Origin of the sequence: Microcoleus sp. bin48.metabat.b7b8b9.023, assembly GCF_013299185.1 — a bacterium.
In the GTDB taxonomy this organism is placed as follows: domain Bacteria; phylum Cyanobacteriota; class Cyanobacteriia; order Cyanobacteriales; family Microcoleaceae; genus Microcoleus.
Window position 1 is genome coordinate 114,515 of the sequence record NZ_JAAFKG010000006.1, and the last position, 21,621, is coordinate 136,135.

Below are 21,621 nucleotides of genomic sequence, written 5' to 3' on the forward strand. Positions count from 1 at the left end.
GGTGATTGAAGAGTTTTGCAAACAATCTCATCCAAAATCTAAAATCCCACATCCCAAATCTCAAATCGAATGACGGCGATTGAAATCGCGCCTATACAAACAATGTCGGCCTCCGCCGACTGAAGAGTTTTGCAAACAGTCTCATTGAATGTTTAAAATATTAGATGGTTCGATCGTTCGGACTTGAGTCCTCTCTTTTTTGAGGACTGAAGTCCGAACGATCGAACCTTATAATCGTTGTTTTACCGGATATGATATGCTTCATCACCAGGAAATACTCAAAATTAAAACTACAGGCAAGTCTCTGTACAATATCAGTCTTAAGATAGAAGATGTCGTAGCAAATTCAGGTATTAAAACGGGACTTTGTAGCTTATTTTTGCGCCACACTTCTGCTAGCTTGGTAATTCAAGAAAATGCTGACCCGGATGTACTGACGGATTTGGCTAATTTTTTAGCTAAACTGGTACCGGAGGGCGCAACCTACATTCACGATGCGGAAGGCCCAGATGATATGCCGGCGCACATTCGCACTGCACTGACTCATACTTCCGAACAAATCCCGATCGCACGCGGTAGATTATTGTTAGGAACTTGGCAGGGTATCTACCTTTGGGAACACCGCCAGCGGGGCCACATTCGAGAATTGGTTGTTCACATCAGCGGCGTTTGATTGGATGGGCATGGGGCATGGGGCATGGGGCATGGGGCATGGGGCATGGGGCATTGGTAATTGGTAATTGGTAATTGGTAGCCCCTTACAAATAACTAATAACTAATGATTAATGACTAATGACTAATGACTCCTGACTTTATTTATTAGAAAGTTCAATCGGAATTTGCACTTCACTGATTTTCAGTGATTCCGCTGTCATGGGCGAATTGTAAAAAAAGCGGCGCGGCGGCCCGACTATTTCGTATTCGGGATGTTGTTGAAGCCAGTCTTTGAGTTGGGAGAGGTTATTTTCGTAGCTTTCCCAAGTGTAGGCGCCGCCCACGCCGATACTGACAACAGTCATCGGTGAAGTATCGGTGACTTCCACAGCAGAGTTAACGCTGCTGGGGGCGATATTTGGTGCGGGATACAAGAATGAAACTTGTGCAACAGGAATTGCATCGATTTGCTCGGAAGTTGCAGTGTAGCGCGCTTCTACTGGCGTTGTCATCGCAATTTGGTTGTTGCTGATGTGTTGAAATAAGGGATTGAAAGCAATTCCAGTTGCTTGTCGCAAATCGCCCGCGTGGGTGTAGGTGACAGCGCGGTACTGAGGATATTGCTTAACTTCTATGACGCCAATATTTGCGGGCTCAGGAAATCCACTTGGTAATACCATTTTTGATGTTTGATTTGAGGTTTTACACTAAACAATGAGGAAAGACTTACTCAGCAAGGGTTTTAAACTTGCGGGCAGTTGCATTGTTTTTGGCAACTGTTATAAATAGGTTGAGATTGTTTGCAGACGATCGCTCTAGTGGCACAATCAGTTTAGCAGTTATTCAGGGTGCTGCTAACTGTCGATCGCCTACAATTAAGTTTAGAGATTTATTAACTAACCTCGTAATAATACGGACGGCGCTAAGTAAGCAGAGAAACATTAATCTAGTTGTCCTTGGAAAATTAACGTTTTTCAGGGGCGTCTGCTATTTTTGTCGGAAAATATTCCGCTGTGAAGTCGATCGAGCTGTGCGCTCTCAGCTATTCTCACACCGATCGGGTTCAACTACAGGGTCAATTATATCGCTTTCAGGGAATGACATATGAACAAGATTCTAGTGATTGAGGACGATAGAGTAATTCGCGAGAATATTCTCAAACTCCTCAAAGCTGAAGGTTTCGACGTGACGGGTGCAGAAAATGGAGCCCTAGGCTTAAATGCGGCGGTGTCAAATCTTCCTGACGTGATTCTTTGCGATGTAATGATGCCGCAACTTGACGGCTACGGGGTGCTGGCGGCATTGCGATCGCATCCTGTTACTGCTACAGTACCTTTTGTGTTTCTGACTGGTAAAGCCGAGCGTTCTGAAATGCGCCAAGGCATGGAATTGGGAGCTGATGATTACCTGACTAAGCCTTTTACGAAAGCTGAACTTGTGGGCGCCGTATCGAGCCGCTTGAAAAAACAAGCAGCTTTGGCCAAACAGCAGAGTAATTTGCGATCGCAAAGCAACGAATTGCTGCAAGAAGCCGCAGATCAATTAGAGCAGATAAAAACAAATCTGTGCGGCGCCCTGGAAAGAGAAGAATTCCAAGTTTACTATCAGCCACAGATCAATGTTCAGACTGGTCAAATTATGAGCGCCGAAGCTTTAGTGCGCTGGCTGCATCCAGAAAAAGGGCTGATTTCGCCCGCCGAATTTATTCCAGATGCTGAAGCAACTGGTTTCATTGTACAATTAGGCGAGTGGGTTTTGCAAACAGCTTGCAGGCAAATGCAACTTTGGCAAAATGCTGGTTTTTCGTTGCAGCAAGTAGCGGTAAATCTATCCCCGCGCCAATTTAACCAACCGGAACTCAGCAGCAGAGTTGCCGAAATTTTAGCAGAAATTGGTTTAGCACCGAGCAGTTTGGAATTAGAACTCACCGAAAGTATGATGGTGCAGGATGCCGAAAGTGCGATCGCCACTTTGCAACAATTAAAAGATTTGGGAATTTCTATCTCTATTGACGACTTCGGAACAGGCTATTCTTCCTTAAGCTATCTGACACAATACCCCTTCGATGTTTTAAAAATTGACCGCTGTTTTATCAGTAACATTACCGATGGTTGCACAAATGCAGCGATTGTGAAAGCGATTATTGAAATGGCGCACAGTCTCTGTCTTGAAGTAATTGCCGAAGGAGTTGAAACGGAAGCAGAAAGAGATTTTCTCTGGCGCTACGAGTGCGATGCTATGCAAGGATATTTGTTCAGCCCTCCCGTGCCGGCCGCAGATTTTGAGGAGTTGCTAGTCGAGGGGAAATAAGTTTTACTGCATCTATGCCTTTCCCAAAAAGATGAGGTACTCATGGGCATAGGGCATAGGGCATAGGCCTCAGTGGGCATAGGCCTCAGTGGGCATAGGGCATAGGGCATACCTCACTTTTTTGAGAACCGCTATACAATTTAAATGCAGTACAGCTTACTTATCGGCTACTGCCGCTCTTTCTGTCTCGATAAATATCAATAAAATCTTTGTAATTTCCTTTCTATCAAGACAGGTAATATACGAGGTTTGGGTAATAAATATTTATGATAATTTTAATAAAAATTTATGGCTGCACCTGACATAAATAGACTTAAAATGCTAACATAAAATCTCTGCTTTAGCGCCTACAAGTTCCTCCTGAGATAGAATCCGATTCCATCGTCCTGTATTAATCTCTATCTTCCCTCTCTGTGTTCTCTGTGTTCTCTGTGGTTAAATCATTCCGATACAACCGGAAAAGAAGCTAAAAAAAACAAATATTGCTCCAGGTTTCCAGCCAAAATTAAGAGTTCGATCTATGCTGTCACGATTTAAATCGCCAAAAGCAGATACGCAAAAAACCAAGCGACACAATCCCTCGCGGGTGCGCGATCATTTAGCAAACGAGCGCACTTATTTAGCGTGGATGCGAACAGCGATCGCCCTGATGGGTTTTGGCGTCGTCATCGTCCGCCTGCGCGCCTTCCACCCGCCTCTTTTGCCGACTCCCGGTAACGGCTGGAAGTTGGGTTTGCTGTTTTCTGTGGTGGGTTTACTGACAGTGTTAATTTCCACTAAGCACTACTTTGCTGTCCGCCACGATATCGATTACGATACTTACGAGCCTACGGACAGGTGGGTGCTGCTGTTTAGTTTGGCGATCGTACTTTTGGGTATGGGAGTAATTTATTTTATCTTCTCAGTTCCCGGTACCGCAGCTAGTTTCATGAGTCCAGAATAATCCGAATGTTTCCTAAATATATCCAAAAATATATAGCCTTTCTCAAAAAGATGAGGTATAACTGGCAGATCGTATAACCGCTTAGACTAAGAGGGCTAAAGCCCAACAACGTACCTCATATGAGAGCTAGATCCGCTATATCTAAAAGTGCGATCGCCCCAGATATTTCCTTCAAACCGATGACAGTAGACGAGGAAAAACTCAAGCAGGAAAATCTGTCAAAGGCGATCGATCGCTCTGCAAACGAACGCACCTTTCTCTCGTGGATGCGAAGTGCGATCGCCCTCATGGGTTTTGGCGTCCTGATCGTGCGGTTTCGCGTCGTGCAAATCCCCATACAGCACCGTCACGGCACGGGTTGGAAGTTGGGTTTAGTCTTCTCTCTGGTGGGTTTAGCAACCGTGTTAATCTCAACTAGAAAATACTTTATCGTCGGTCACCAAATTGACGAGAATACCTACGAACCGTCAGATGGGTTGATATTTCTCTTCAGTTTAGCTGTTGGGTTGTTGGGGATGGGAGTAATTTTTTTTATTTTTGCAGCCGCCGTAAGTTCGCGCAGTTTTGTTATCCCCAATTGATTGCACAAAGCATTGATATCATTTCTAGTAAATCACCCGTCACAAAAAAGGTTCGTAGTGAGGACTTTAGTCCTCTGATTTATGCGGACTAAAGTCCTCACTACAAACCATATCAAAAAGGTTCGTAGTCAGGACTTTAGTCCTTCTTCCTGAGGACTGCGCTGAAAAGTTGCCAGATGTGGGAGTATCAGCAATATTTGAGATATGGCACTATTCTCAATAAGCTATTGAATAGCGGGCGGGACAGCCCACAATCAAATTAATTCTTTGTGGAACAGGCAAAACGGCTGTTGTTGAGAATGGTGCCATATCTCCAAAAAATCGGACTCGACGGTTGAAACCGCCTCAGAGTCAAACTCTCGTCTAGGGCAAGCCGGCTAAAGAACAAACAGCGTTTTTGGGCCAGATGATGTGCGGCCAGGGCGACATAGAAGATTTCAGCTACGAATCGATCTATCTGAAGTGCGATCGCCCGCAATTTATATGACAATAGTTATTTCAACAGCCTACAGGCCTCAGCTTTGACAAATTATCAGAATAGTAAATTCTAACAAAAACACCACTATGGGAAAACCAACAGGCTTTATCGAATTCTTGCGCGAATTGCCCTCCGAGCTCTCACCAGCCGAGAGAGTCCACAACTGGGACGAGTTCCACCTCCCGATGGAGGAAGACAAACTCCGCAGCCAAGGCGCGCGCTGCATGGACTGCGGTATCCCATTTTGCCACACGGGCACCATCATCAGCGGCATGGCAAGCGGCTGCCCGATCAACAACCTCATCCCCGAATGGAACGACTTAGTATATCGGGGACTGTGGAAAGAAGCCCTAGACAGACTGCACAAAACCAACAACTTCCCCGAATTCACCGGCAGAGTCTGCCCCGCACCCTGCGAAGGCGCTTGCGTGCTCGGCATCAACAACCCGCCTGTCACGATTAAAAATATCGAAGCGTCGATTATCGATAAAGGCTGGGATGAAGGCTGGATTACCGCCGAACCACCAGCTAAACGCACCGGCAAAAAAATCGCTGTTATCGGTTCCGGGCCCGCTGGTTTGTCGGCTGCGGCGCAATTGAACAAAGCCGGTCATTTGGTAACTGTATACGAAAGAGCCGATCGACCGGGAGGCCTGTTAATGTACGGCATCCCCAACATGAAGCTAGACAAAGAACAAGTCGTGATGCGCCGCCTGAAAGTCCTCGAAGACGAAGGCGTAACCTTTGTCTGCAACACCGAAGTCGGCAAAGACTTACCAGCAGAACAACTGCTAAAAGAATACGACTCCGTTGTCCTCTGTACCGGCGCCACCAAACCCCGCGACTTGGGAATTGAAGGGCGGGAATTAAAAGGCATCCACTTCGCAATGGACTTCCTCACCGCCAACACCAAAGCAGTTTTAGACAAAACCACCAACGATAACTTCATATCAGCCGCCGGCAAAGATGTCGTGATTATCGGCGGTGGCGACACCGGCACCGACTGCGTGGGCACCTCCATCCGCCACGGCTGCAACAGCCTCGTACAGCTTGAAATCCTGCCCAAACCGCCCTCGGAACGCGCCGCCAACAATCCTTGGCCGGAATGGCCGAAAGTCTACCGCTTGGATTACGGCCAAGAAGAAGCAGCGGCCAAATTCGGCGACGACCCCCGCGGCTATCTCACCACCGCCACTAAGTTCGAGGGCGACGAAAACGGCAACGTCAAAGCCGTGCACACCGTTGAAGTGGAGTGGGCGAAAAATGAAAAAGGGCAGTTTATTCCCAAACACATTCCGGGCACTGAAAAAGTGTTGCCGGCCCAGCTTGTCTTGCTAGCGATGGGCTTCCTGGGCCCGGAACAGCCGTTGCTGGATGCGATGGGATTGGAACGCGACGCGCGCAGCAATGTGAAAGCCGAGCACGAAAAGTATGCAACCAGCATTCCCGGAGTTTTCGCAGCCGGTGACTGTCGCCGGGGTCAAAGTTTGGTGGTTTGGGCGATTAATGAAGGACGCGGTGTGGCCCGGGAGTGCGACCTTTATCTGATGGGAAGCACGGATTTGCCTTAGTTGGTAGGACACTCCAAGATCCCAAGGAGTGTCAATTTAAGACTACAACCTTTGATAAATCTCGTTTTTATCATAGTCTCGATCCCCCTAAATCCCCCTTAAGAAGGGGGACTTTGAGAAGAATCTTGTCCCCCCCTTCTTAAGGGGGGTTAGGGGGGATCGAGATTTAATGGTTAAACAGCAATCTGTGACTGGGTTTAAGCTTAAGTTGATACCAATGGGCATGGTGCGGTGTCCCTACTTATTTATAGCAACCGCTCATCTAGTTATTTTGCTAAAATAAAATTACATAAACAATATAAATTTGATAAATTGTTCAGGTTGCCCGCAACAAATCTACTACATTAAAAACCTATGACTACTCATCCTGTCAACCGCGCCACTACCCTCAAAAAAGCTTATCAAGTCTGCAATCCTCTCGAATCCTTAGAAGGCGATGACCTCGATCGCTATTATGTCGATTTATCCGCAGTTCGCAAAACCGAAGCGATCGCAGGTGTCAGTAATATTTTAAACTTTCAAGAACCAGAGCAGTTTACCACAATCCTGTTTACAGGACATCGGGGCTGCGGCAAAAGTACCGAATTGAAGCGAATTCAAAAGCAGTGGGAAATCGATTATCGCGTCATTTATCTGGAGGTAAATGAAGAGACAGATATTAATGATGTCAGTTATACCGATTTCTATTTAATCGTCATAAAGCGAATTGAGTTTGAAATGCGGCGGCTGAAACTGAAATTAGATAGTCGGCTGATGGAGAATTTTGAGGCTTGGTTTAAGGATGTTACCGAAGAAACAGAACGAACGGTTGAAAGTTCCGTAAGTGTCGAAGCGGAAGCAACCTTGGGGCCAGAAGCTCCATTTTTAGCGAAGTTGTTGGTTAAGTTACTGGCACAAATCAAAGGCTCTGATAGGCAAAAGAAAACCATTCGCCAAACTTTAGAAAAAGACATTTCTCGATTAAAAGCAGATATCAATTTAATCTTAAATGATGCTGTCAAAAAACTGCGGAAGAAGTTTCCGAACTATAAAGGATTTTTAATTATATTTGATAATTTAGACCGCGTTCCTCCCAATGTGGCAAACCATTTATTTTTTGACTATGCCGCTCAACTTCAAGAACTGAATTGTACGCTGATTTACACAGTTCCCCTTTCAGTTCTTTACTCATCTCAAAATGCTCTCAAAAATTTTGACTGTCCTCACATTGTCCCGATGGTCAATATTTATGAATTCGATCGAGATAGCTGTGACTTAAACTACAACGAAGTTAACTTAAATGCTATGGCTAGTTTAATTGAACGCCGAGTTGAAGTTGACCAAATATTTGAGTCTCGCGAACAATTACTAGAATTAGCCAAGGCCAGCGGGGGTCACGTTCGCCAACTCATGCAGATGATGCGGACGGCTACCATCACCGCCAGCGGTCGCGGCAATGCTAAAATCATGGCTGAAGATGTCACCTATGCAGTCAAACAAGAACAATTTAATTTTGAGCGAATTATCCCGCAAAATCATTATCCAGTTTTAGCTCAAGTTTGTTTGACAAAAAATATTAATAAAGATGAACTCAGTGAATTGATGTTATTCAATCTTTCGGTTTTGGAATACAACGGCAAGAATCGATGGAACTATCCGAATCCGGTGGTGAAGCAAAATGAAGAATTCCAAAAAGCCCTCCGAGATGCCAGCCAATCCCATGTTAATCCATAACGATCGCAATTCACAACTCGCTCAATTTATTGCAGTAAATCAGCAGGCATTTACTCAACTTTTGACGTTCATTGATTTTTCACAGAATTTGACAATTGGGTTTGTAGAAGTTAATTTTAATGCTGAGGCTGACTTTTTAATTGAAAGTTTGAAAAATCATCCCATTTCTGAAGAAAATCAATTTGAAGTTTTGAGTTTTGGTGAGGATTTGCGCTTTCTGCGAGACGAAATTGTCAAAATTTTACCGACAATCAAGCGAGAAGCCAATAAAGAATTAGTTTTAATTGTGCGGGGATTGGAAAAGTCGATCGGCAAATTTGGCGAATATCCTCCAGTGTTGCAAGACCTCAATTTTGTGCGAGATGCTTATAAAACCAGCGTTCCCTATCCGATCCTGTTTGTTTTGCCGGACTATGCGATTACTCGTTTGGCGAAGTTTGCACCGGATTTTTGGGCGTGGAAATCTGGCGTGTTTCTGTTTAAAACTACTCAATCTACTAGAGATGATGCCGTTGCTAGAACGATCGATTCGGAAAGGAGTTTTAGGACTTTAAAAACCCCTGAAAAGCAAGAGCGAATTGAACTTTTAGAGTCTTTATTGATGGACTACAGTCCGAGTCATTCTGGAACGGAAAAAAATCCTAGTGCTTGCAGCAATATTTTACATCAATTAGGAGTTGCTTATCTCAGTCAAGGAAATCCCGTCAAAGCGAGGGAGTATTTAGAACCAGCTTTGAAGTTGACAAAGGAAAGTGGAAATGTGTCCCTGCAAGCAGAAGTTTACAATGAATTGGGTAAAGCTTACGAGCAAGAGAGACAATTTTTGGCGGCAATGAGTGCCTATCAAGCATCTCTGGAAATCGCCCAAAAACTGGGAAACCGTCGGGGGGAAGCTAATACTTTGTATGATTTGGGTAATGTCTGTCAGGATTTGCGAGATTGGCAGCAGGCGACGGTTTTTTATCAGCAATGTTTAGAAATTGAACAAGCAATCGGAGATATCTACTCTCAAGCAAGCACCTACCAGCAGTTAGGATGGGTGGCAAAAGAAATGTGGAATCTGACTGAAGCGGAGCGTTATTATCGAAAAGCTTTGGAGATTTTTAGCGAATATGACGATCGCTCTGGTATGGCCTATAGTTGGGGAGTATTGGGAGATATCCAGCGCAATCGTGGCAATTGGGATGAAGCAGAGAGATTGTATCGACAATCTTTGGAATTAAAGACAGAATTGGGCGATCGCTCCGGTATTGCATATAGTTGGGGAGGATTGGGAGATATCGAACGAAATCGCGGTAATTGGGATGAAGCAGAAAGATTGTATGGGCAATGTTTGGAAATTATGACAGAATTGGGCGATCGCTCCGCTATAGCAGCTTCGATCGGTTGTCTTGGAGAAAATGAACTCGGTAGAGGCAACCTAGATGCAGCAGAAACGCTGTTACAAGAAGCTTTAGCGAAAATACAAGAACTAGGAATGACTTGGCATATTGCTGAAACTAACTACGATTTAGCACGACTTGAACGTCAGCGCAACAACCCAGAACTTGCCCAACAATATTACAACACAGCCCATCAAATCTTTCAACAATTGGGAGCCGCGAAAGACTTAGAAAAAATCGAGAGAGAGTGGCTAAACCCAGATTTTTAAGTAGTTTGTAGTGAGGACTTTAGTCCTTATACTAAATCCGGGTTAGGAATTCCCTTTATAAATTCTCCGTCCTTGCCAGAACCTTGCGATTGCTTCACTTCGTTCGCAATGACAATAAAGGAGGTAGGAAACCCGAATTTGGTATTATTTGCCATAGGTGTTATCTGACGCACCCTACAGGTTTACTTTGAGCAAACTTGAGAAAATTCCTAAAATTTTTCCCACATCTTTAATATAATACTCCACAACATCAATATCTAAAGCATTACCTTCCAGTTTTAAAAATCTCCAAACAGTGCCAGAAGTCACAAGGCCGTAAATTACTGGGACTCGGTTGCCTTCTTTTTCATTAAACAATTGCGCTGCATACATCTCGGCCGCACACTGTCCTAAACCACCGATTAAATCTTCTTTTTTTGCCTCAACAATCGCTAGTACAGGAGTCATAATCACAATCTGCGACTCGGAGAGGCTAATTAAAAAATCGCAAGCACCGTTGAGTCCTTTTTCTAAGTCTACGTTAAACTCTTTGCCGGAAAACAAACTGATTTTATCATCTAGCATTCTCCTCAATTCCAGTAAAATTGGGGTGATAATCATTTCCGATCGCGCTTTTTCTGTATTGATTTCGCTGGCTATTCGCAGGTTGTACTTGAGGGTGAAATCTAGATATTCGCTGTATGGTACTTCGGGTATATCGGCAAATAAATCATTTTTGTCTTTTAGGGTTAAGCCAAATTGTTTGATGGCATCAGCGAGGGAAAAGTTACTGTAAGCCATAGAGAATTTTGGATTTTAAGTTAATGATAATATTGTAGCTTGTAGCTTGTAGATTGTAAGGTGTGTCAGCTAGGAGATTGTCGATTATTGATAAAATTGTCGAAGCTGACACACCCTACGATTCTACCGTTAAAATTACGTTGTTTTCTTCAGTCCGCGGAGGCGGACTTCGTTTGTGTAGACGCGGTTTCAACCGCCGTCTTATTGGGGATTCTCGCTTTTCCATCCCCAATTAACCAAAATTCAACGGATCGACATCAATAGTCAGACTAACACTACGCGGCGCGCGATCGCGCAACCCGACCAAATCCGACAAATCCAGCGACTCATCCAAAGGTAACTTCAGCAAAATCTGCCACCGATAGCGGTTCGCTACCCGCATAATCGCCGCCGGTGCAGGCCCCAACATCTCACATCCCGGTACAGACAATCGCTGAATGTAATCCTGACAAGCAGACGCCAATTGTACCGCAGTCACCGCAACCTCCGCCGCATCCACACTACTCAACCGCAACAATATCAACCGCCCCGAAGGTGGATAATTCAGCGCCGCCCTTTCTGCTAATTCCGTCTCCACAAAAGTCGCATATTCGTGCCGCTTCACTGCTTGAATTACTCGATGTTCGGGAGTATAAGTTTGAATAATTACCCGCCCCGGATCGTCACCTCTACCCGCACGGCCCGCAACTTGAGTTAAAGTTTGAAAAGCCCGTTCGCTGGCCCGATAATCGGATAAGTTAAGCAACCCATCAGCAGACACAACTCCCACCAATGTAACTCCAGCTAAATCTAATCCTTTAGTCAGCATTTGCGTGCCAAGTAAAATATCAGCTTCGCCATTGGCAAATTGAGTTAACAATCGGCGGTGATCGCCCTTATTTCTCGTCGTATCGCTATCAAACCTAATCGCCCGCAATTCTGGAAACAATCTCGTTAATTCCTGTTCCACTCGCTGAGTGCCGCTACCGAAGTTTTTGAAGTAAGGAGAACTGCATTCTGGGCAATTTTGAGGGTGTCTTTCCGTATGGTTGCAGTAGTGACAGCGCAGGATTTCTGCTGTGCCTTCGCCGATGTGGTGATAAGATAGAGAAACATCGCAATTCGGGCATTCCATCACATAGCCGCAACTCCGACAAGACACAAACGTACTGTGTCCTCTGCGGTGAATAAACAGGATGCCTTGCTGTTGTCTTGCTTGCAATTGTTCCAGGGCATTTTGCAAAGAAGTGCTGAAAATTGAGCGGTTCCCTTGCCGCAATTCTTGGCGCATATCGACTACTTCTACGGGCGGCATCGGGCGGGAATAAATGCGCGTTGGTAATGATAAATAATGGATAGTTGGTAACGAGTCATAATCCAGGCGCGTCCCCACCAACGTCTCTAAAGCTGGCGTTGCGGAACCTAAAATTAACGGACAATTTTCTAATTCGGCGCGCCATTTCGCGACGGTGCGGGCGTGGTAACAGGGCGCTGGTTGGTCTTGTTTGAAGCTGCTGTCGTGTTCTTCGTCGAGGATAATTAAGCCGAGGTGCGGTAATGGTGCGAAAATAGCCGATCGCGTGCCGATGACAATTTGTGGCGTTCCAGTCAGCATCTGACGCCATGTATCGTAACGTTCGCCGTCGGATAGGGCGCTGTGGTACACGCAAATTTGCTCGCCGAAGCGGGCGCGGAATCTGTCTGTCAGTTGCGGTGTCAACCCGATTTCCGGGACGAGGACGAGGGCAGATTTGCCACTGGCTAAGATTGGGGCGATCGCCTGCAAATACACTTCAGTCTTACCAGAACCGGTAACGCCGTGCAACAGCACTTGACGGAATCCCGAAAAACTGTTAATAAACCCTAAAGCTTCAGCTTGAAAACGAGTTAAATTTTTTGGTGCATCGGGTAATTGAGCAATTCCGCGATCGCCCCTGAGAACTTCCCTTTGATCGATAACAACGCTACCTTTCTGTTCCAATTTTTTGACAACCGAAGCACCCGCGCTGCAAATTCTCAGCAAATCATTCATCCACATTTCACCGCCGCCGCGCCGCAAAACTTCCAAGACTTCTTGTTGGCGCTTAGTTAAATCGGTGACAAAGGCGCTGGGAATTAAAGTCACCGCCGGCTTGAGTTGTGGTTTCGGAGGATTGGGCGGTTCTAAATAACTTTCTACCCAACCGCGTTGCAATAAATCTTTCAATCCCCGATAACTTCCCTTGACTTGGCGCTGAAGGTATTGCCAAGTGTAATCGCCCTTTTTCTGAGCTTGCAGCAATTGCAAGATTTGACTTGCGGCGGGATTCAAAAATGTTTCGGCATTGGGAGAAACAGCATCTTTAATTAACCGAATCCGGCGCACGGAACGGCTTAATAAACCGGGTGGCAGCGAAGCTCTAATTACTTGAATTAATGTTGTACAATAATAAGCAGATACTCGTTCGAGCAATTCCCAATAAGTAGGCGGAAAAAAGCCCGTACTCACAACATCTTCGACATCTTTCACCCGCGCCGGATCTAAGTCTGCCGGCAGTTGAGAAACGAACCGAATCGCGATCGCCCCTACCTGTTGGCTGCCAAATGGTACACTCAAAATATCCCCCGGCTGCACGTTCAATTCCGCAGGTAAGCGATAGGTAAATAACTTGTTTTCCTCCCCCGGCGAGTCCCCCGCGCCCCTGAAAGGAGAGTCCACCAAAACCTCGATCCACTCTGCCGGCGAAGTGGGGCGTTGCGGCGTTTTGCTGCTACCGTAGGATGCCCCGGCCTCTGCCGCGGAGGGGGTTGATAAACCAAAAGTGACAGTAGACATAGGGTTGCACATCATACTAGGAGGAGCGGCAGTCAAAGGGAGTTTTTATTATCCGTTCTATGAAACCTACTCAAATCTACTCATAGCGGATTTGATGTTCACTTCCTGCTTCTACCAAGGGAGTCGGCTCCTTCTTGTCCACAGGCTTAACTTCAGACCGAACTGGCCTTACCAGAGAATGAATAATGAGCCAAGTTAATCGCGGCATTTAAGTCACGATTAATAATTGCACTACAATTTTGACAATAAAAAACTCGTTCTTTCAGCGGCATTGACTGAATATTACCACAATTTGAACAAGTTTTTGATGACGGATACCAACGGTCAACCAATTCAACTATCGTACCGTACATGGCCGACTTATATTCCAGCTCGCGCCGAAATTCAAAGAAACCGCAATCTGAGATAGCAGCCGCTAATTTATGGTTGGCTATCATCCCACTTACGTTCAAATCTTCGATGCGAATGTGGGCATATTTTTGGCTAATTTCTGTTGTAGTTTTCTGCAAGAAGTCTCGACGTTGATTAGCAGTCTTCCCATGAATTTTGGCGATTCTACGATAATGCTTGTGGGCATTATTGGATGCTTTTACACCCAATTTTCTATTACCCAATTGCTTGTTGCGATTTCTCCACTGTGTTTTACTCAGCTTGGTTTTCGCTTTGGTGAGCGGACGGGGAGATTCGTAATAATTGCCATCGGAAAGAGTAGCAAAAGTTGACACACCCAAGTCAATACCTACCGTTTCAACAACTGGGTGAAACAAAGGTGGAATCTTTTGGGCTTTGATAGCGAAGGAAACATACCATTTATCGGCGGTTCGGGAGACGGTAAATGTCTGCGCCATACAAGGAAACGGGATAGCTTCTTTCAGTCTAAAAGTTCCTAAGGTGGGAATTTTAATTGACTTTTGCGGTTTGAGCAAAATTGTATGACTCCAGTCAGCAGTATCCACCGTAAAAGAGTCGCCATCTTTTTTCCTTTTGAACCTGGGGAATTTTCCTAATCCTTTAAAACATCGGGATAGTGCTTCACCGAAATGCCGGAATGTCGTTTTATAAACTCTGGAAGACAGAGTGGTAGTCCACTGATATTCGGGTAATTTCTTGACATGGTTGGTAAAAACTCGTTCAATTGCCGCTACTTTTTTACTACTAGGGCCTTGGAACTCTTTAACTCCTTGGTAAAGAGATAGGGCGTAGTTATAGCAAAATCTAGCATAACCAGAATGTCTTGCCATCAAGGTACGTTCTTTATGATTAAGTTTTAGTTCTCGCTTGATGGCGTACATAGCTGATTAAAATTTGTGAACGATTTCTTTAAGTTCGGCTGCTTCCGAAGGGGTTCACTTGCTCATTTAACCATCAAGTGCACACTTAATGGGCAAATTTAGTAAGATTTAGGTATATTTTTGTCAACTATTCTTACCCCTTGGGCAATCACCGAAAAGCTTGCGGTTCAAAAGCTGGTAGCATCTATTACCGGAAGCAACTCGCCTGAATCAAGCGCAATTGAATTATACATCTATTGTCACCAGTTTTCAAATTGTGGGTAAGTGAGTAGATTTAGGTAGAAATAGACAGATTTATTGAAACAGATGTCAGCCCTCAGTTTAGCTCGATCGATATCACAGTTTTCGATCGCAGGAAATACAGATTAAGACAGTGCAATGCCTTTCGCCGTCTCAATAATCGCCTGAAACCCGCTAGGGGTTTTCATCTCAAATCCGGTAATTACCGAATTATACCAAGTGCGAGCTTAAGAGCTCGCGAGTGTTAAAAACCAGCGAGTATTCAACACCAAGGAGTCAATAGCCGATATTTGTAAATTAGTCAAGTAAAAATAGCTGATATTAACTGCGGGATTTGGCGATCGGAATCTCGATCGCAAATTCAGTCCCTTCTCCCACTGTCGATATGCACTCCAACCTCCCACCGTGTTTGTCCACCACAATTTGATAGCTAATTGATAGCCCCAAACCTGTACCTGTACCCACTGGTTTTGTCGTAAAGAAAGGGTCAAAAATTTTGGTTTTAACTGCGTCATCTATTCCCGGCCCATTATCCTTAATACTAATTTTAATCCAATCGCTTTTGTAAATGTATGTACTAATTATAATCTGACTTTTAAAGTGAGATTGATGTTTTTTTGAATCGTGATTTTCTGGATTTTGCAACGCATATATGGAATTAGTTAAAATATTCATAAATACTTGATTTATCTGTCCAGCATAACATTCAACGAGTGGCAAATCTCCATATTTTTTGAGAATTTCAATTTCCTGATAATTCGGTTTAGCTTTGACAGCACTCTGTAAAATCAAAAGCGTGCTATCAAGTCCTTCATGAATATTAACTGGTTTGAGGTCAGATTCATCCAAGCGAGAGAAGTTTCGCAAACTTAGTACAATTTCACGAATGCGATTAGTACCCACTTTCATTGAAGACAAGATTTTCGGCAGATCCTCGCCGATAAAATCCAGATCGCTATCTTCAATCAAATCTGCAATTTCCGCCTTAGGATTCGGATATTCCTGCTGGTACAAATTGATTAAACTTAATAGGTTGTGACTGTAGGTACTAACGTGAGAAAGATTGGCGTGAATGAAATTAACAGGGTTATTAATCTCGTGGGCTACACCAGCGATCATTTGACCGAGGGAAGACATTTTTTCTGTTTGAATTAGTTGAGCCTGGGTTTTCTGTAAATCTTGCAGAGTTTGTTTGAGTTGTTTAGATTGAGCAGTAGCAGTGGCCGCAAGTTTATCCTTAAGTTCTAAAATTTGACGCATTTCTGCCTCAGCGTGCTTGCGCTTGGTGATGTCAAAGATTACTCCGTCAAGCCAGAGAAGATCGCCGTTTTCATTAAATATGCCTTGACCTTTGTCTGACACCCATCTCACAGTCTTATCCGCTCTAATAATGCGGTACTCGATGATATAATCCCGTTTGGTTAAGATTCTTTTATCGATAATCTTCTGTACCATTGCTGCATCTTCAGCATGGATGATACTGTTAAAACTTCGCACTCGATTGTCAATAAAATCGGTGGCGGAGTAGCCCGAAATATCTGCGATCGCATCACTGATAAACTCCATCGTCCAGTCGGCATCGAATACCCATCGATAAACCGCACCAGGGAGATTGGAAACCAAGCTTCTGAAACGTTTCTCGCTGTCTTGGAGCACCTCCGTATCAGACTGAATGCGATCGCCCATTTGGTTAAAAGCCGCCGCAATCTGAGCAAGTTCATCAGATCCTCCCAGTTGTGCGCGCTCGTCCAATTTTCCTTGGCTGAGGCTATTGCTCGCTGCTACCAGCCTCGCAGCCCGCCCTGTCAAGGTTCGATCGAAAAACAACCAGACAATTATGCAAAATACAGCTAACCCAATACTCGTTTCAGCCGATCGCCGCAAAGCATCTGCATAAGCTTGCTGCTTGAATAACAAAATATCATACTCTACCAAAAGAATGCCGACTCTCGAAGGGCGAACTTCTCCCGGCTGGGCACCCAACAAAACCGGATAAATTGCCCAGATACTCTCTTTATTTGGAGCAAGCTTGACTTCTCCTGACATCTTTTCCCGAACTTTGAAAAATTCTTCTGGCAAATAGTTAGGTAACGAGATTTCGCCGATCGGGTGATTCCGCAATTCGTAACGGGTTGCCAAAATTACTCGGTTATTTTCATCACAAAGCAACGCTAAGCGGATATTTCGCTCGCTCCCCAACTTGCTAATTGCGATTTCCACTTGCTCAACATCTCCTCTGCGGTACAAATATTCCAGCATTCCTGAGAGTTGATTTGCAGAAAACTTTAAACCGTTAATTCCTTCTTCTTCTTGCCGCCGATACGACTGAGCTACCTCTCGTTGAAAAGAAAATAAACCCAGCAAACTACCGAAAATCAACAGGATCAACGGAATTGATAAACGCAGAGAAAAAGGAAATCGTTTCATAGTTAGAAATGATATAAATTTTAACCCCTAGATTATTGTTGCTAATTTTAACCAAAAACATCCAAGCCAATAGTTACTTAAAACTCACATTTGTTTGCGACTAACTATAATTATGATCGATCAATATTTGACTTTTTTAACCAATTTATCGTCCAACAAAAGAGCAGGATTTACAGCTTTTGGCAGCAATTTATTTTCTAGCATCACTTGAGACAATCGCTTGACGCCATTCAGCAATGACGGATCTGTTTTCCCTAGTAACTTTTGGTTTTCTTCGAGGTTTGGACTGCTCAGCCCTTTTAAAGATTCTAAGAATTGTTCTGGAGTCACTCCTGTGCGGGGAGCGATGCGAATAGCAGCATCCTTGGGATTTTTTGTCAAGTAATCTAGGGCACGAAACCGACCGTCAACTAAAGCCTGCAAAGCCTTGGGCTGCTTGTTAATTACATCGTCGCGTACTATCAGAACATCGACAATTTCACCGGGGATTTGCGAACTATCAAACAGTTGTTTTGCGCCTACTGCTAGCAGCTTTGTCCGAGCAGATCCAAAGGTAACAACAGCATCTACCTTTCCATCTTTAAAGGCTCGTTCATGTTCGGATACTCCTAAAGAGACAATTTTGATATCTTTAGGTGACATACCTTTTTGTTCTAAGGCACGGGTAATTATGAATGCTCCTAGTGCAGTAGATTCGACGCCTACTGGTCGGCTTTTTAAGCCTTGCAAACTTGGAATTTCGGGTTTGCCGAGAATCACATCTCCACCATTAGAAAAATCCATTACAACTACAATTTTTACGTCGGGATTGGTTGCTGCCAAAACCAAAGCTTGGTCGATGGATATGCCCGCTGCTTCAATTTCTCCATTTCGATAGGCTCGTACCTCTTCTGTACCTGAAGGGTAATCTACTAATCGAATAGGAGTATTGTCATAGTACCCTAAACTGCGAGCCAAGTACAGAGTTTCATAGCCAGGCCAAACATTGGCACCGACTCGCAAAGGGGCTTCTGCTTTCGTGCAACTAGCTAATATCACTGTACACAGGGTGACTGTCGCAATGCCAAGCATAAAGCTTTTTAGTTTCCGGCTCACTTTTTTCCAAAACTTGAGGTCAAACATCAGAAGATTTTTCAGCATATACTTAGGTAAGCTCCTGCTTATTCATTACTAAATGATACTTATTGGCGATCGCTTAATGTAAGGTAGTGCGATCGCCAATATTGACCAATATATTCAATATAAAGGCCGATCGCCAACTTCTAGCAGCGACTTGCAAAGTGAATAATTGCCCTGCAACAAATAACCTGTGACCAACAACTTTGCAGCCAACCTGGGTGGGGTACAAGTATTAACACCAGTTTTATAAAGTTTTGCGATAAAAGTGTAGGATGTGTCGCTTGCGATAAATTACTGGCATTCAATTGCCAATCTGATAGCGACGCACCTTACCCATCTGGTAGAGCAAGCCCAACAATTGTTTTGTAGCACGATTTGTTATAAATGATATGAATAGCATTGCGATCGAGTTTTGCGATCGAAGAAGTGTTGGGAAAGACTGAAACTGATGATTATTTACACCGCAGAGAGTTTGTCAGGTGCGTCGCGGTGAGATTGTGGATATGCAAGTTGAGGTATCCCAATGCCCTGTTTGCCCAATGCCCTGTTTGCCCAATGCCCTGTTTGCCCAATGCCCTGTTTGCCCAATGCCCATGAGTACCTAATATGGGAGATGGAAAGGCTATAACTCCCATGTGTCGATCGCACTTACATACCAGCGCCATTTTATGGTAGGAATTAATACTTGCGAGAAAATCGACACAGCAGTTCACATTGGGAGAGTATTGAATGTCAGGTAGCGAAGTCCGTGCAGACTTTTGGATGAGCGAGTACATTACCCCTTGGGATATTTACGTTCACGGCGTCATAGGCGTGCTCGCTTACAAAAAAACAGCCTATCAGGAAATGTACGTAGTTCAAACCGGCACCTACGGCAAAGGCTTAGTTTTGGACGGCAAATGGCAATCTTGTACGGGCGACGAGTTTCTGTACCACGAACCCCTCGTACACCCAGCCATGATTGCTCACGGTTCGCCCAAAAAAGTGCTGGTTCTCGGCGGTGGCGAAGGAGCTACAATTAGAGAAGTGTTGCGCTGGAAAAGTGTTGAAAAAGTCGTGATGGTCGATATTGACGGCGAAGTAGTAGAAGCTTGCCGCGAGCACTTGCCAGAAATGCACCAAAATGCCTTTGATGACCCCCGTTCCGAAGTAGTAATCGGCGACGCTTTGGACTATTTAGACAACACAGACAGCGATTGGGATATTGTAATTTCTGACTTATCCGATCCCATTGAAGAAGGCCCATCTTTCCAGTTATTTACCAAGGAGTATTTTGAGAAAGTCCGCAAGATACTGTCACCTAACGGGTATTTCGTAGTACAAGCAGGCCCAGTTTCTCCAGCAGAAATGAAAATGCACGCCCGCATTGTCAATACCCTGAAATCGGTTTTCCCCAACGTTCAATCCTGCACCAGCTTTATTTCTACCTACGGAGCTCCTTGGGGTTTTGCGGTAGCTTCCAGCCAGGAAATAAACACGCGGCCAGAACCCGAAGTTACCGACAAATTACTCGCCGAACAAACAATTGGCGGGTTCCGGATGTTAGACGGGATTACACTGTTGGGACTGATGCAAGTTCCCGGCCACTTACGAAAAGTAATCGCCGAGGAAACCGAAGTTTACACGATCGCAGCACCGCCCAAATTTTTCGGGAAAGGCTCTGTCGGTCAGTGAAGTTAAATTGAAAGAAAAAAGTCGTTTGGAGTAACTCACATGGGCAGTTTAATCCGCATAGTCGCTGCAATTTTTCTTCCCCCGCTGGGCGTATTTTTGACTGTCGGGATTGGGGGAGATTTTTGGATCAACCTGGTTCTGACATTTTTGGGATTTATTCCCGGGGTTGTTCACGCTATTTGGGTAATTGCCAAGAACGATCGGGGCTAGGTTGATATCAAAGATATTGACTTTAGGGGCTAGGGTGGTTTTATTGTCGCGATCGGAAATCTGAAACTACAGAAAGCCTCGCTCAAAGACCGGCTTGCGTTACAAGGTACGTTGTTGGGCTTTAGCCCTCTTTAGACATATATATAAAGAGGGCTAAAGCCCAACAACGTACCTAATTTAATCCGTTCACCGCGAATGCTGCACAGCCGATCGCCAATCCGTGCTAATTTATCAGGATTGCTCAAATAGTAAATCGCCCTTTGCTTGACTTAATCCTCACTGTATCGTTCCCACGCTCAACTTGACTGTTTGCTGAGCCAATCGCAGAAGCTGCTATGATAAAAGCTATAGCAAATTTCTCCGGCGATTTGCTGGGGATTTAAGAACTCACACCAATTTTCTAAGGCTTTCTCAACGTCGTATTCATCCTCATCAATTATTTGGGCGATCGCACTTACAGACAAACCCGATCGCGATTTGGCCAAAACAGACACCACAGCCAACTCAACTGGCGAGAAACCATCACCTCTCATCTGCTGGTAGTGGTTTTGATAATACGCTGCTAAACCGGCAGGAAGGAGAGAGAAAAGTGAGGACGTTTCTCCCAGATTAGCATCGGGCTGTGAATCTTGGGCAATGGCGGGTAACATCTGACTCAGATACATGAAATTGTTTTCGCTGTGAGTTGCGAGTTGTTGGGCCAATTCCGGTGCAGTGGAGAGGTATTGCTGGATGTAGTTAAGCACATCTTCCCGATTTTGTTGGGGATAATCCCTTAAATCTAGGAGTTGAGAGGGCGCTTCAATTAACAAACCGGATTTTTCTTTGACAAACGGGCGGCGGGCGAGGATAAAATAAGTGCGATCGCCCAAATATCTCGGCAGATAGAACAGATTTGTGCAGGGAGGTTGACTCGTAAGGGCGATCGCATCTAGAGTATCGATGACTATTATCAACTTTTGGCTAGCATCCAATTTATCGCTAATTTTCTGAAGCAACAAAGACAGAAACCAATTCCCATCATCGGAGTCGAGATTTTCAATTTTAGATTTGAGCTTGACAATTTCGGCTGTTTCTGCATTGGCTGCGAGGTATTTGTCAATGAGTTGAGTGCAGACAGAAACGAGAAAATCGTGCGATCGATTTTTGCGATCGATTCCAGCGTTGTAATACCAACTTCATAA

Annotated in this window: 18 protein-coding genes; 10 read left to right on the top strand and 8 right to left on the bottom strand. The window is 44.6% G+C overall.

Annotation, left to right across the window (positions count from 1 at the left end; all coding sequences use genetic code 11):
- The first annotated feature begins 256 nt into the window (after positions 1-256).
- A complete protein-coding gene (locus QZW82_RS05835; RefSeq protein ID WP_293145996.1) occupies positions 257-673 on the top strand; it encodes a secondary thiamine-phosphate synthase enzyme YjbQ in 417 nt (138 codons plus the stop codon).
- 139 nt (positions 674-812) lie between these two features.
- Here QZW82_RS05835 and QZW82_RS05840 read toward each other — a convergent pair whose 3' ends face one another.
- Complete coding sequence (locus QZW82_RS05840; protein WP_293145999.1) at positions 813-1,334, bottom strand: heme-binding protein; 522 nt, start codon at positions 1,332-1,334, stop codon at positions 813-815.
- Between the two features lie 424 nt (positions 1,335-1,758).
- Here QZW82_RS05840 and QZW82_RS05845 point away from each other — a divergent pair, with 424 nt between their 5' ends.
- The 3 genes from QZW82_RS05845 (at position 1,759) to QZW82_RS05855 (ending at position 4,488) form a co-directional block, all read left to right on the top strand.
- Positions 1,759-2,964, top strand: coding sequence for an EAL domain-containing response regulator (locus QZW82_RS05845; RefSeq protein WP_293146002.1), 1,206 nt, complete (start codon positions 1,759-1,761; stop codon positions 2,962-2,964).
- Positions 2,965-3,484: 520 nt separating this feature from the next.
- The gene (locus QZW82_RS05850; RefSeq protein ID WP_293146005.1) at positions 3,485-3,907 is read left to right on the top strand and encodes a DUF202 domain-containing protein; all 423 of its coding nucleotides are present in this window, start codon (positions 3,485-3,487) and stop codon (positions 3,905-3,907) included.
- A 119-nt stretch (positions 3,908-4,026) separates the two neighbouring features.
- Positions 4,027-4,488, top strand: coding sequence for a DUF202 domain-containing protein (locus QZW82_RS05855; protein ID WP_293146008.1), 462 nt, complete (start codon positions 4,027-4,029; stop codon positions 4,486-4,488).
- A 259-nt stretch (positions 4,489-4,747) separates the two neighbouring features.
- Here the strand turns inward: QZW82_RS05855 and QZW82_RS05860 are convergent, their stop codons facing one another.
- On the bottom strand, positions 4,748-4,978 hold the full coding sequence (locus QZW82_RS05860) for a hypothetical protein (RefSeq protein WP_293146011.1): 231 nt from the start codon (positions 4,976-4,978) through the stop codon (positions 4,748-4,750).
- Positions 4,979-5,052: 74 nt separating this feature from the next.
- On the opposite strand from QZW82_RS05860, the gene gltD reads away from it, so the two are divergent.
- The 3 genes from gltD (at position 5,053) to QZW82_RS05875 (ending at position 9,901) form a co-directional block, all read left to right on the top strand.
- A complete protein-coding gene (gltD, locus tag QZW82_RS05865; protein ID WP_293146014.1) occupies positions 5,053-6,537 on the top strand; it encodes a glutamate synthase small subunit in 1,485 nt (494 codons plus the stop codon).
- 354 nt (positions 6,538-6,891) lie between these two features.
- Positions 6,892-8,250 (top strand): P-loop NTPase fold protein, encoded by a 1,359-nt coding sequence (locus QZW82_RS05870; protein WP_293146017.1) that lies wholly within the window; start codon positions 6,892-6,894, stop codon positions 8,248-8,250.
- Positions 8,195-9,901 carry a tetratricopeptide repeat protein gene (locus QZW82_RS05875; RefSeq protein ID WP_293146020.1) on the top strand — a complete coding sequence of 569 codons (1,707 nt, stop codon included), beginning with the start codon at positions 8,195-8,197 and terminating at the stop codon, positions 9,899-9,901. The genes QZW82_RS05870 and QZW82_RS05875 overlap by 56 nt, the downstream gene beginning before the upstream one ends.
- 174 nt (positions 9,902-10,075) lie before the next feature.
- Here QZW82_RS05875 and QZW82_RS05880 read toward each other — a convergent pair whose 3' ends face one another.
- The 5 genes from QZW82_RS05880 to QZW82_RS05900 all read right to left on the bottom strand — a co-directional run bounded on the left by QZW82_RS05880 (position 10,076) and on the right by QZW82_RS05900 (position 18,574).
- The gene (locus QZW82_RS05880; RefSeq protein ID WP_293146023.1) at positions 10,076-10,681 is read right to left on the bottom strand and encodes a hypothetical protein; all 606 of its coding nucleotides are present in this window, start codon (positions 10,679-10,681) and stop codon (positions 10,076-10,078) included.
- Between the two features lie 232 nt (positions 10,682-10,913).
- Positions 10,914-13,475 (bottom strand): primosomal protein N', encoded by a 2,562-nt coding sequence (gene priA / locus QZW82_RS05885; RefSeq protein ID WP_293146026.1) that lies wholly within the window; start codon positions 13,473-13,475, stop codon positions 10,914-10,916.
- A gap of 152 nt (positions 13,476-13,627) precedes the next feature.
- Positions 13,628-14,767, bottom strand: coding sequence for a transposase (locus QZW82_RS05890; RefSeq protein WP_293146029.1), 1,140 nt, complete (start codon positions 14,765-14,767; stop codon positions 13,628-13,630).
- A 561-nt stretch (positions 14,768-15,328) separates the two neighbouring features.
- Positions 15,329-17,434, bottom strand: coding sequence for an ATP-binding protein (locus QZW82_RS05895; RefSeq protein WP_293146032.1), 2,106 nt, complete (start codon positions 17,432-17,434; stop codon positions 15,329-15,331).
- 120 nt (positions 17,435-17,554) lie between these two features.
- Entirely contained in the window at positions 17,555-18,574 is a 1,020-nt protein-coding gene (locus tag QZW82_RS05900) for an ABC transporter substrate-binding protein (protein WP_293146035.1), read from the bottom strand.
- A gap of 708 nt (positions 18,575-19,282) precedes the next feature.
- Here QZW82_RS05900 and QZW82_RS05905 point away from each other — a divergent pair.
- Together QZW82_RS05905 and QZW82_RS05910 are read left to right on the top strand one after the other, a co-directional pair.
- A complete protein-coding gene (locus tag QZW82_RS05905; protein WP_293146038.1) occupies positions 19,283-20,227 on the top strand; it encodes a fused MFS/spermidine synthase in 945 nt (314 codons plus the stop codon).
- Positions 20,228-20,266: 39 nt separating this feature from the next.
- Positions 20,267-20,437 (top strand): YqaE/Pmp3 family membrane protein, encoded by a 171-nt coding sequence (locus QZW82_RS05910; RefSeq protein WP_293146041.1) that lies wholly within the window; start codon positions 20,267-20,269, stop codon positions 20,435-20,437.
- Between the two features lie 296 nt (positions 20,438-20,733).
- On the opposite strand, the gene QZW82_RS05915 is transcribed toward QZW82_RS05910, so the two are convergent.
- The gene (locus tag QZW82_RS05915) at positions 20,734-21,411 is read right to left on the bottom strand and encodes a hypothetical protein (protein ID WP_293146044.1); all 678 of its coding nucleotides are present in this window, start codon (positions 21,409-21,411) and stop codon (positions 20,734-20,736) included.
- Here QZW82_RS05915 and QZW82_RS05920 point away from each other — a divergent pair.
- Positions 21,397-21,621 carry a hypothetical protein gene (locus QZW82_RS05920; RefSeq protein ID WP_293146047.1) on the top strand — a complete coding sequence of 75 codons (225 nt, stop codon included), beginning with the start codon at positions 21,397-21,399 and terminating at the stop codon, positions 21,619-21,621. The genes QZW82_RS05915 and QZW82_RS05920 overlap by 15 nt on opposite strands.

Bases quoted from the DNA above. Each gene is read 5' to 3' on its own strand.
- QZW82_RS05835 (WP_293145996.1), top strand. From the start codon at position 257: ATGCTTCATCACCAGGAAATACTCAAAATTAAAACTACAGGCAAGTCT.
- QZW82_RS05840 (WP_293145999.1), bottom strand. From the start codon at position 1,334: ATGGTATTACCAAGTGGATTTCCTGAGCCCGCAAATATTGGCGTCATA.
- QZW82_RS05845 (WP_293146002.1), top strand. From the start codon at position 1,759: ATGAACAAGATTCTAGTGATTGAGGACGATAGAGTAATTCGCGAGAAT.
- QZW82_RS05850 (WP_293146005.1), top strand. From the start codon at position 3,485: ATGCTGTCACGATTTAAATCGCCAAAAGCAGATACGCAAAAAACCAAG.
- QZW82_RS05855 (WP_293146008.1), top strand. From the start codon at position 4,027: ATGAGAGCTAGATCCGCTATATCTAAAAGTGCGATCGCCCCAGATATT.
- gltD (WP_293146014.1), top strand. From the start codon at position 5,053: ATGGGAAAACCAACAGGCTTTATCGAATTCTTGCGCGAATTGCCCTCC.
- QZW82_RS05870 (WP_293146017.1), top strand. From the start codon at position 6,892: ATGACTACTCATCCTGTCAACCGCGCCACTACCCTCAAAAAAGCTTAT.
- QZW82_RS05875 (WP_293146020.1), top strand. From the start codon at position 8,195: ATGAAGAATTCCAAAAAGCCCTCCGAGATGCCAGCCAATCCCATGTTA.
- QZW82_RS05880 (WP_293146023.1), bottom strand. From the start codon at position 10,681: ATGGCTTACAGTAACTTTTCCCTCGCTGATGCCATCAAACAATTTGGC.
- priA (WP_293146026.1), bottom strand. From the start codon at position 13,475: ATGTCTACTGTCACTTTTGGTTTATCAACCCCCTCCGCGGCAGAGGCC.
- QZW82_RS05890 (WP_293146029.1), bottom strand. From the start codon at position 14,767: ATGTACGCCATCAAGCGAGAACTAAAACTTAATCATAAAGAACGTACC.
- QZW82_RS05895 (WP_293146032.1), bottom strand. From the start codon at position 17,434: ATGAAACGATTTCCTTTTTCTCTGCGTTTATCAATTCCGTTGATCCTG.
- QZW82_RS05900 (WP_293146035.1), bottom strand. From the start codon at position 18,574: ATGCTGAAAAATCTTCTGATGTTTGACCTCAAGTTTTGGAAAAAAGTG.
- QZW82_RS05905 (WP_293146038.1), top strand. From the start codon at position 19,283: ATGTCAGGTAGCGAAGTCCGTGCAGACTTTTGGATGAGCGAGTACATT.
- QZW82_RS05910 (WP_293146041.1), top strand. From the start codon at position 20,267: ATGGGCAGTTTAATCCGCATAGTCGCTGCAATTTTTCTTCCCCCGCTG.